Source organism: Microcoleus sp. FACHB-SPT15, assembly GCF_014849525.1.
Classification (GTDB): domain Bacteria; phylum Cyanobacteriota; class Cyanobacteriia; order Cyanobacteriales; family Coleofasciculaceae; genus Symplocastrum; species Symplocastrum torsivum.
Genome location: NZ_JACJNU010000001.1, coordinates 1 through 11,647 on the forward strand (window position 1 = coordinate 1; position 11,647 = coordinate 11,647).

The 11,647-nt window shown below is 43.0% G+C and carries 6 protein-coding genes; 1 reads left to right on the plus strand and 5 read right to left on the minus strand.

What is annotated here, in order from left to right; genetic code table 11:
* Positions 1 to 167: 167 nt before the first annotated feature.
* Positions 168 to 4,991: a CHAT domain-containing protein gene (locus tag H6F98_RS00005; RefSeq protein WP_192216623.1), complete on the minus strand. Its 4,824-nt coding sequence runs from the start codon at positions 4,989 to 4,991 to the stop codon at positions 168 to 170.
* Between the two features lie 160 nt (positions 4,992 to 5,151).
* Here H6F98_RS00005 and H6F98_RS00010 point away from each other — a divergent pair, with 160 nt between their 5' ends.
* Positions 5,152 to 5,406, plus strand: a complete 255-nt coding sequence (locus tag H6F98_RS00010) for a hypothetical protein (RefSeq protein ID WP_206759626.1) — start codon at positions 5,152 to 5,154, stop codon at positions 5,404 to 5,406.
* 282 nt (positions 5,407 to 5,688) lie between these two features.
* On the opposite strand, the gene H6F98_RS00015 is transcribed toward H6F98_RS00010, so the two are convergent.
* The 4 genes from H6F98_RS00015 to H6F98_RS00035 form a co-directional block, all read right to left on the minus strand.
* Entirely contained in the window at positions 5,689 to 6,813 is a 1,125-nt protein-coding gene (locus H6F98_RS00015; protein ID WP_192216625.1) for a hypothetical protein, read from the minus strand.
* Between the two features lie 9 nt (positions 6,814 to 6,822).
* Positions 6,823 to 7,794: a TRAFAC clade GTPase domain-containing protein gene (locus tag H6F98_RS00020; protein ID WP_192216626.1), complete on the minus strand. Its 972-nt coding sequence runs from the start codon at positions 7,792 to 7,794 to the stop codon at positions 6,823 to 6,825.
* Between the two features lie 18 nt (positions 7,795 to 7,812).
* Positions 7,813 to 9,993, minus strand: a complete 2,181-nt coding sequence (locus H6F98_RS00025; protein ID WP_192216627.1) for a dynamin family protein — start codon at positions 9,991 to 9,993, stop codon at positions 7,813 to 7,815.
* A gap of 687 nt (positions 9,994 to 10,680) precedes the next feature.
* Positions 10,681 to 11,379: a recombinase family protein gene (locus H6F98_RS00035; RefSeq protein WP_192216629.1), complete on the minus strand. Its 699-nt coding sequence runs from the start codon at positions 11,377 to 11,379 to the stop codon at positions 10,681 to 10,683.
* Positions 11,380 to 11,647 lie beyond the last annotated feature (268 nt).

Here is an 11,647-nt window from a genome sequence, read left to right on the forward strand (position 1 = left end):
AATGCGCCTCATCTGTCAATGTCAGTCAGGGTTTGCTCACTCTTAGATACACTAAATTTATCTCTTCTTTTCTTGTTTCGCTATATATTTAGCATACTAAGTACTGAAGAACCAAAACTAATTTAAATCCCAGACTTCTCAAAGAAGTCTGGGATCTTGCGTTTATCCTACCAAGGGCTACCAATCATCGTGAAGCTTGCCCAGTAATAGGGATGGGAAAAATTTTGATTTCCCTGTGTGGTTAAGTTAGGGGGTAAAGCTATCTCACCAATTTTGTCAAGTCCTTTGATTTGTCCTCGTTCCACATGCAGTTGTTTTCGGATCATGGCAATTTGGGCTTGCCGCAGTGCCTCAGCTTTGATAGTGACATCAGGTTGACTGAGTTGCTCATAAAACTTACTCATCAGCGCCAATGTGCCTCGGTCATCGGTGTACCAAAGACTTGCTAAAGCTGACTTGACATCAGCTTGCACTGCCAACCCACCAAAACCCAACTCTGCTTGTATGTTTCCTATCGCCGTGCGACAGGCACTCAAAACCAACAGTTCTACTTGAGGTAGCTTATTCCAACCCATCTCTCGCAGTTGATCAATTTTTAGTTGAGTGTCCCACAGTTGAATGTAAGAGGTATTCATAGCTTCCAAGTCTGCGGGAAAATCAGCATGAGTCGCTAAGTGGATAATTTCAAACGGCTTTCGCTGACTTTGTGCTTTGAGATTACTTAGAGTAAATTCTTCATTAAGATAATATTCTCCTGACCACAACTGCTGAGTAATAACCTGCAATTCGACGGGTACAGCTCGTAAAGGTTCTAGTTGTTTAAATTCTGAGGCACCCATCCCTAAAATTTGGGTATTTTTTACAGCTTCATAACTTCGATTCGTGAGGCTAACACTAGGAATTGAGCCGATACTATACTTTTCTACTAGAAATTGCTTGCCATCATCATCATATAAAGCTGCCAAAGGTATCTGGCGTAATCCAGCATCCATGCAAAAAATCAGCGTATCAATTCCTAACGCTTCTAAATAAGGTTCAATCGGTGCAATTAACGACTCATATAACTTTTTAGCTGGCTCTAAGTAATCATCACGAGAGCTAGCCGTCTTAGCAACCTCACTGCTAAACTCTTCTAAAGTTTCTTGGAAAACCGCAGCATTAGGAACAGTTTTAGAGATAGGTGTGCCTTCGGGAAGAACTAATATAAGTTGTAACTGGTCTTCATCAGGAAGTGGGCGTACATAAACAACGACAGAACTTTTTCCCGTTTTACTTTCAATCGTTTTTAGGGTAGCGCGAATGCTTTCCGCTGTGACAATTTCATCAGTAATATTCCCGCCAAAATACTCTTCATATTGTTCCTCAAAAAACTTATCAAGCGAAGAAACAAGATCTTCTGCTTGATTAACTGGCAATCCAGATACAGGAACATTGAGAGATAAAATTCTGCCATCAGGAATATTCCAAGCAAAGTTGTAATCCCCAGTTTCAGAATTTTCATTAATCTGAGTTTCAGCCCCTAAAACATCTCCAATTAGAAAAGCAAGCGCCTGAAGTGGGTCTACATCAGGGCTTGGATTGGGGCTTGGTGAGTCTTGTATTGGATTTGGATCAGGTAGTAGAGGTGATGTTCCAGGAACAGAGATAATTTGAACTCTATCTGCATCTTGTTTATGGGTAAAGAGATACTCTTGAGTTGGCGAAATCGTATTTTCTAGTGCAGTATTTCCCCTAGTAATTGCGCCTTCAGTTCCATTGGTTGCCGCATCCCCCACAATAAACGGAGTCTCACCGTTACCGCCGTGAGTAATAATGATTGAGCCACCATCTACTGTTCCCACCGTAGAAATACTTGCATCTCTGCCATTTTGGTCAAGGAAAGAACCAGTAGATTGAAAGAAATTGCCACTCGTAATATCAACATTTCCGCCCGTACCAACACTAAGACTTTGAGCATTGATAAAGTCAACGCTAATATTACCAGAAGCATTCAGGTTAATATCGCCAGCAGCTTCAGTAAAAGAGGTATCAAGAATACCCGTAAAAATGTTTCTGCTAGTACTGGTGAGTGAAATTCCTCTTGATGCGGTAATGTTACCCGTTGTAATGTTATTCGTTGTTGTGATGTCTACAGGATTTTCAGTGCTGATGTTACCTTTAAGAACTTTCAAGTTATTTAGAGGTATCAATCCACCGACAACACCATTGAACAAAATAGTGCCAGTCTCAGTTTCGAGTTGCAGATTTTGAGAACCATCAACCGTGCCGTTAAAGGTAATATTACCTGCGCCAGAAGTGCCAGAAATCTTGAAGAAAACATTTTCTGCCAGATTTACTGCACCATTAAAGGTAAGGCTGTTGTCATTCGTTTCAATATTTCCACTCGTAGTAATACTGTTCTGGGCAGTGAGATCAATCTTGCCACCTGTACTAGAGAAAGAAAAAGCATTAATCTCAGCAGAGGTAATGCTATCAGCCGCTTCCAAAGTTATACCACCGCCAGTACCAAGAGCCGATGCTGTTATCAATGCACCTTGACTGGTATCAATGTTACCGCTATTACTGGTAACACTGATGTTTCCACTATTTCCACTCGCACCAGTCAAGAAGGTAGTAATTTTAGCTGTAGTAATGTCTTGAAGAGCAGAGAGGGTAATATTTCCACCTCCCACTCCACCTGCCGCGTTGATAACTCCTGCACTAGTATTAATGAAACCGTCGCTACTGGTGATTCTAATATCTCCACCATTCTGCTTTCCACTGGAGTCAATCTCACTTGTAGTTATGCCAAGGGGAGCATCAAGAGTAATCGCACCACCATTACCATTTTGAGAGGATGAGCTTAGTACTCCAGCGCTAGTATTAATAAAACCACTGCTACTTGTGAGATTAATATTTCCAGCAGTGGTTTCAGCACCTGTGAAGATAATACCTATAATAATGTTACCAAAAGCTTGCAACGTCACAGCTCCAGCACTACCAATGCCAGGATTGTAAGCATTTATATTTACAACACCTCCACTATTCGCACTGAACTCAATAGAACCTTGTTCACTGACGAAGGTAATGTCGCCGCTATTGCCTGCAACCAATGTACTATCACCAAAACTCTCTAGACAAACGGTAGTAGAAGTACAGTCAATAACGATGTTATCTGTTGCAAGAAAAGTAATATCGCCACTGTTGTTGAATTTTGAGAAAGAAGCTGTGTTTCCTCTTACAGTGATAGTGCCACCAGCGTCAAAAAAAATGTTTCCACCATTACTACTATCACCTGTGGCTATAGCACTAATTGCTCCTGTTACGATATTGCCCCCAGCCGTCATAGATATGGAACCAGCATTACCATTACCGTTGTCTGCCTTAATTTTCCCTGTTTGAATGTCGCCTACAGCCTCCAAAATTACAGAGCCAGTGTTACCAACTCTGCTGGGCAAATCAGGAAACGCATCGATATTTCCTACCTGAATATTTCCTCCTGCACGCAGAATTAAGGAGCGAAAATTACCCAGAAGAAATTCATCACTACCAAATGGAGCATTAGCAAAAGCTTCATCTGGCTTATCGATATTAATATCTCCATCGAAAGCAATAGTTCCTCCAGCTTCTACTTTTAGTGAGGCACCTGTATAACTGCCGCCACCAGGATGAATATAATCGCCACCAGCTATGTAGATGGGGTCATAAAGACTAAGTAGATTTCCTCCACTTCCATCTAGGTTAAGAATAGAAATATTGCCACCACTTGTAAAGTGAGCATCCCCAGAGATATTGCCATTACTAATAAGACTTAGGTTTTCTCCACTGACAAATGGTGTCTGAGAAAGATGGTTCAGTGCCAGAATGTCAATGATTTGATTGCCCTGAATGTATAGATTCCCTCCGGCGGCTGCCACAAAAGGATTCGCTACACTATCGCGCACTCGCACTGTATCTTGTGCCAGCAGATTTAAGTCACCTGTTGTACTCAGCAGACTCTCTACTAAAGTCAGATTCTGCACTGCTGATAGTGTTGCTGTCTGTGCTGTCAAATTCTTAACGGCAACATCTCCGTTTTCTACCCCAATGCCAGAACCCGTGAGTAGCACTTCACCACTACTACTCACCGTCATTCCTGTAGCACTGCCTTCACCTCCACCTGTCAACAGTTGGGGAAGGGATGATACTGAAAAATTCTGAGGTAAGGGAGCAAAGCCTTGCGTCCCTACATTGGCAATCGGTTGAAACTCTAGACTCAGTAAATTCCCAGACTGACTGAGACGCAATAAGTTCTCACCGGGAACAGACGCGACAGTAATTTGTCCTTCTGGGGCATTAAGTTGCCCAGTGCTGACGACGGTGCCACCTAACAAGGTTAGATTCTGCCCTGTCAAAACGGCTAAATTACCAGTATTGATGATGCTTCCCGGTTGAGTCAGGTTAAAGGCAAAGCTACTGGGAGTACCCACTAAATTTTCATAAGTATTCTCACCGAAGGCGTTAAACCAGTCACTTTTACCAAAACCAATACCCGTTGCCGTAGTTGCTGTAAACGAGGCAGGAACATTTAGCTGCGCGTTTGAACCAAAAACAATCCCGGCAGGATTCATCAAAAATAAGTTGGAATTGCCGCCAGTAACCTGAAGCAAACCATCAATAATTGAAGGATTACCACCGACAACTCGTCCTAAAATATTCTGAATCTGAGGATTCGAGAGAAAATTGGCAATCTGTCCCGAATCCAGCCCAAAATGCTCAAGACTGTGAAATAGGTTGCTATTATCACTAGATAGTGTTCCCCCAGAGATATCAAAGCGGTTTCCCTCTTGAGTAACGCTCGTACCTGTACCATTCTCGGCTGGTGTAATGGATTGAGCAGGTATTTGAGCTAAACTGACTTCACCCGAAAAAATCGCCAAACATCCTGCAAGAGTAAGCGTTCCGCCTCTTACTAACACGCTTCCCAGACATGACAAATTCCCCTTCCAGCCGCCTTGCGTTACCTTGGACATTGCACCTCTCCAGAAGCAATATTTAATTAAATTCAGGAACCTCTAAAGAAAATTAACGTCGTCACAATCATTAAATACCTCAGTAAAATTACGGAAAGGTACGCTCGCTTTTGTCACGTCCTCAGCAAAAATACGGAAATGTGATCGCTTCTGTTGCGTTATGCTCTTGGAAGTCATCATTGAGGCAGATAAGCTGTTGCGCTCCTCTTGTATCCTGGAATTGGCACTCTTCACAGAAAGCGGCGTGAAGCCAACCTCCTTGCTAGAAGCACTCTTTGATAGCCGCTCCGATATCGAGATGACGGCTGAATTAGAAGATATCAATCGTGATGTCGTTTCGATTGCAGAACCACTAGAGCCTCCTGACATCAGCACGGATAGCGTCGAGATAGCCGAGCTAATCACCCCCCTCTGACAGGTGTAGGTTTTTTACAACTAGGAGGAGTTAGGGTAGTAAAAAGCATCAACAGGAGTAGAAGGAAAAGAACTCCAACGATGAAGACGAATAGGAATGTTATTGAGGAGATTAGCAATCAGGTAAGTAAACCCTGGAGAAAACAAGAAACTTGACGTAAGGGTTGTGGATGGAGATGCCACGGCGTTCGGCTCCTTGATTGATGGGAGTGAGCTAGACTCTTTTGTTGTGAGATTTCAAGCTTCTTATGTTTCAGCCAGAACGTTATTTATTCATCCTTAGTCACGGTAGGACATTGATGTGGATAGGCTGTTCACAGATTGGTTGACTTATGGCAATATTAGTTCCCTGGAGTCGTACTAGGTGCATTCCAGTACTCTCAAATCTTAGGCGATAAGTTAATTCGCGTTTGCCATCATTGTTTGTTTTATCTTCTGTTGGATTGAAATGATTTTCATCTTTATCTAATAGAAGTAAACTTTTGATTTCCTGAGGATTATAAAATACCTTTATTACACTCTCGTCACCTAGAACAACTTCACTTTGTCTCGCGTAAAAGATAAGCGACTCATCCGTAATGGCAAAGCAGCTTGGAATAGTGGCGCGAGATTGAAGTGGTAGTATCTGAAAAGCAAAATACAAGACTGTGATCAACATAATTGCAACCCCAGGAATTCCAATTCTTGGAATCGGAATATTTACACGAGCAAAAAGCCATTGGAAGATGTTTTTGGCTGAGTTCCCGTGCGTTGGTTGCTGCTTTCCTTCCTTATCTTTCGTTACTAAGCTTGACATTCCGCGCCAGACTCCTGCGTTCTCTAGTGTTTCCTTGTCTTGAATTCCTGTCACAACAACCAGTGGAACAACTTGCTGATTATCTGATTTCGGCTTCGGTAGGCAGTATTCCTCTAGCTCTTCAGCGAGTTCTTTTTTATCCTCTTTTGAGGTCGGTTTTATTTGCTTCTTTTCCCTCTCCAAGGGGAGCTGCTGTTTTTTAGCTTTAGCTGTCGCCGTTAATTCCTGAATCTTTTTAAATGAAACCTCAAACCCTGTCTCTTTTCGTGAATCCACAGCACAGTCTATGCCTTCTCCCAACGAACCTCGTAACGCACGGGCAGCGAGCGCTCGCAAGGTACGTTCGTTTTCGCTGGTGTCTTCATCGACCCAGGCTACTGAGTTGCGTATCGTGCGCCCCCGATAATCTGTTCGGTGACTTGCTTTTAGACCAGTTACTAGCAATAGCAATTTATCGCTATCCCGTGCCAGGACAACCGAAGGTGCTTCGCTCTCGATCAAGTTTTTGACTTTTTTGATAAGGTCAGGTTCTTCTACTATCTTTTGATTCTCATCGAGCCAACAGTAACCGTGTTCTTGAGCAACGCCACAACTTTGAACGTAAAAGTCCATTGCTAATTTCTATCCCACATTTAGCCACTTTTCACCCTGGAGGACTGTAAACCCCCAATTCAATTTGCATCCATTTGTAGACTGACTAGCTGCTTCCTTGAGGGAACTGTCCAAACCCAACCAGACTCGGATAGGACTATACGGTCCCCAAGTCCAGTTCCTCCTCTCAATCTGGAGTTTCAACGCAAACCGTAAAAGATATCGCAGTGGCTGTTCGCTATCTTGAGGGCTATATTCGGCATCGTGGCTCGTCTTATGGAAGTAAAAGTGCGGCTTATTATCGACCACTTCAATGTAAGAGAAAACCACAGTACCTACGGTTTGAATCGGCGTAACTACACTGGCTACCCAAGGCAGCAAAGCCTCTGAGTTGAAAAGGTTAATTAAGTTAGCATATTTATCCTTTACACGCTTTAGTAAAGCACTGGCAGACGTTGCGTCTTGCAAGTACTTCTCACACCTGATGGGAGCCAAGATAACGAGTCGAGGTGACTTCAAATCTTGATAGACTGATTGGAAAAGGTGAGTAATCTGCTGTGGTCTATTAATGTTTTCATGCCACTTGCCATTGGCTTCCATTAATGCAGGTGCATCAATAGCGACGAGAACTGCAACAGATTCAGTCAGCAAATTTTTAACAAACTCTCTATTTTGATCAGTTGCTTCACTATTGAGGTACTCACCAGGAAAATCTTGAAAGTGTAGCCGCAAAGATGGTTTAGTCCCTTTCTTTCCCAGGTCGAAAATAAAAGACCGAGAAGTTTCAGTACTCTGAATTCCTCCTGTAGCTTCAAAATTATCGGTTAGGCTTTTCAGTTCTCCCAATCGCTCTTGCAGAACTGCCGCACTTTTCAGGTCAGGTGTAAGTTGTAAATTGGTTTGACCAATTGTACTCTCAAACTGCTCATACATGGCAGTTAAAAAACTAGTCTTGCCAACGCCTCTCGCTCCAAGCATTGCAATTTTAATTTCTTGTGGCATCGAAGTCCTCTTACTTTGTTAGTCCAGAAATTGCATTGAGTTTGATTGGTTGATTTCTACTGCATGTTCTACTGCGTCTAACCACTTTCGCCGTATCCGAGTTCGTTCATTTAGCTGTTGGAATTCATCAGGCCATACTTCTGAACGCACATCATCCAGAAAGATTCGCCACTCACTCTCGACATCTTCTGCACGGAGTATGCGATCAAGAAATTCTTCTACAATCGCAAAAGCCGCTTGACTGGGTTCGCAAAGTAAGGTTTCTAGAGCATTCTCACAGTGATAAACAGCTTTGGAATGGGATGTTTTGAGATTGAGAAAGACTTGTTGAGCAGAAGGAGACGTAGATAGCTGAATCGTTGCTGGTTCATTGGGAGTAAGACCATCCAAATGCTGCCGAATTCGATGCTGAACAAATCCACGGTAAGAAAGCTCAAACTCAGCAAGCAGTTGAAATCCAAATTTCAGCTTACTTGGTTCTCCTGGTATCAGTTGATCGGGAAGTATCTTTGCCATCTCTCTAATGAAGTTAGCTCCTCGCTCCTCCGTCAATCCTCCCAAAGCTCCCTGATTAACAAATACCTCGGTTACGCGAGATTTCACCCGCTCTAGTGAAAGTTTTAACCCCTCATCCAGAGACAGAAAATGACGCGAAAGGTGGGCACGAACCTCTGGTAAATACTGATAATAAGCATTCGGGTATCCATCTTCATTGTTAGCTCTAATTTCAATCTCTTCGATTGATGGAATTCCTGTATCCTTTCGACAGCTTTGGAGAGCTTCGTCTACCTTTGCCTTGAAGTCAGTATCTACCTCTTCACGTTGCTTTCTGAGTTCCTTAAGCAGTTCCTGAAGACCGTTCCTGAGATTTTTCCAAAGTTGCTTGAACAAAGGGACAAAAAGTTGAGCCTCCCGACTTTGCTGAGCTTCTTTGCCCAAGCTATTTCGTGCCTTGTCTAACTCAGTCTTAACTTTTACCTGAATATCGCTCAAACTCTCCTGACATGATTTTGCATAGTCCTTATCTAGAGACTCGATATGGTTAGCCAGATAGTCAAGAACTAAATCAAAAACTCTGTTGGCATCGTCAGAATTAGAACAATCAGCAACCTCGCATCGAATAACCTTAATAGTGTCAATACTGCTCTGAAGGGCTTCACAGGCTTTGAGGTTATCAGTTCTAACGCTATGATTGAGAACCATAAAAGACCTAGCTGCAAGGTTATTTAACGCTTTGGCAGCCGTGTCATAAAGTTGTGTATCTACTGTCTGCCATTGATAGCGCTGCGGATCGGGTCGGCGGATGAAGAGAATTACATCTACTTCCTGTCCTAGAGTTTGTAGCATTAACTCTTCATCACCTAGCTTTGTATCACCTAAGCCTGGTACATCAACTAGCGCAATCTTTCCTACATCGGAGTTTTTGAAAGGACAAAATATCTTAACCTCTCGTACTGCCAAATGTTTGAAAGTAGTAAGATGCCGCTCTTTATCGCGTTTTTGAATAACATAGCCTGGGATTTCCTCATTCCGAATATGGAGCGCCTTGGGTGTCCCATTAGTGAGCAAATCTCGATACTTTTCTAGATTGTAATGATAATCCTCGCGTAGGCGCTTATAGGTTTCTTCGTCAGTAGCACCACTAGGCGGCTGCTCAGGAAATGGATTATTAGCAAAATCATCTAGGCTAATTGGCTTGTCACTAAAGCCTAGTTTGTCATAGTAGAGCCAAATTACCTCTTCTAAAAACGACTTCTCTGAATGTAGTGTGACCTCAGCTCTAGTCGCCCCATCTTTATTTTCAATCGTGCTACGAACGGCTGTACAAGCTCCCCCTTCATAAGCTGGAATTTCATTATCGGTCAGTCCACTCAAGCTTTTTAGCAAAGTACTCTTTCCTTGCCCCATTAGTCCCACCACACCAATATTGAGAGTAGGACGTGAGAGGCGTTTCCCCATAGAGTTAAGCTTCTTTGACTCTTCCTCAATAACCTGAATGGAAGAAAAATTGATTTCCTTCAACTGTCTAATGACATTCAGGTCATCAACCCGTGTCAGTAATTGATTGCGGTTATCCTCAAGATTACGCAGTGCTAAGACAAGAGACTTGAGATTTGCCTCTGCTTGTTCGATTTTCTGCGCCAGAGGACGACGCTTCTCAATAATGCTGGCAATTCTCGCAGTCCTATTTGTATTCATGTAGCAGCGTTTTTCAGCAGTGTTTCGGAACCTACTTGAAGGGTAGCTCGATAACACCAGTGAGGGGATGTGGAATATGCTTAAAACAAGGACTGTTTTGTAGACGAAGTTAGGTGATTTTACGGATATCCTTATCTCCCGGTACCTTGCCCTTCCGGTTGCAATTGTGGATAGTACCTCAACTGTGACAGCATCTAATTTCATTGCTTGCTTCGATCAATGTAGTTTCGCCGACTAAGTAAAATTTCACTTAGTCGGCGAAACCACACCCTTAAGCTCTCAATATCATTTTTGAGCATCCAGCGGTCCAATCTCTATAGAGGCAATTAAATCGTTTATTGAAGATGCATAAGTCTCTTGCTTGTTATAGGCGTAAAGCTAGGGAAGATACTGTTGACGAATGTACTACAAGAGCGTCAACAAATTCGACTGTGTCCGTTTTTCCAGCGCTCAAGTGTTAGACAAGTTACTCCTAATTGATGAGCAAACTTCTCTTGACTTAGTCTCAAGCGCTGCCGAACTTCACGAACTAAAGCAGCACTTTCGGATTGTTCCATTCCTGATGATTGTGAATATGCTAAGTTCGACAGGGCGAGCTTAGATTAAGTCAGGTGAGGCAAATAGTGTTTATGCTTGCTCAAAGTTAACAGACATTCACGAGATTATGTCCTCAGCCAATTTGCTTAATCATGTCAGCCGTTTACTCAAAGCTTGCTTACTCCAGTTTGTACCTCGACTAGTTAGTAATCCTTGAGAATTCAAAGTCTCAGCAATCTTACTGAGGCTGATTCCTTGTGCTTTCAATTCGCGTGCTATGGCGATCGCTTCTTGAGTTAACTCTCTAGCTTTACTAGCCCTTGTCTCTCTGCCTACCTTGCCGAGCTGCACACCCTGTTTTTTTCTTTCAGCTAGTGCTGCCTTAGTACGCTCTGAGATCAGCCGTCTCTCTTCTTGTGCTAGGGAGGCAATAATGTTGATTTCAAATTCGCTGGCATTAGGGCGATCGGCAATGATCAGCCTTGGATGAGACGGGTCATTTAGGTAGCGGCTGATGTAAAACACCTGGCGACTTAATCGATCAAGTTTAGCAATGAGCAACGAGGCACCGTTGTCTTGAGCTAGTGTTACCGCCTTCACAAACTCGGTTCGCTCGTTGGGGTCGATCAAGCCGCTGACGATCTCTTGAAATACTCCCAGGCTTGATAGACTATCTGACTCGATTAACCTCTGACAGGAGGCTAGTTGTGCCTCTAAGCCTAATCCGGATTTACCTTGCTCCTCAGTCGAAACTCTCAGGTAAACAACCACAGCTGAAGGGGTGACAAACAAGCTGGAAGCTTGATAAGCTGAAGGGGTGACAAACAAGCTGGAAGCTTGATAAGTCAATCTTTCTACCCCATTAACCTACGCCAAGATGTCAGCTTATTGACAGGCTTGTTGAGAATGAGCTGTTGAACTCCCTGTTTTTGATAATGATAATCACTTACGAGGGGAGGGAGGGCGAGGTACACCTCGCCCTCCCAGATTGATTGATTTTACTATTGAAAAAATAGGGGAATTAGAAAGCTGTTTGGATCACAGCCATAGCCCTCAAACCTTTTTGAAAAAATCTTCGCTTATTCGGTCGAATAATCATCAAATTCCTCAGCCAATC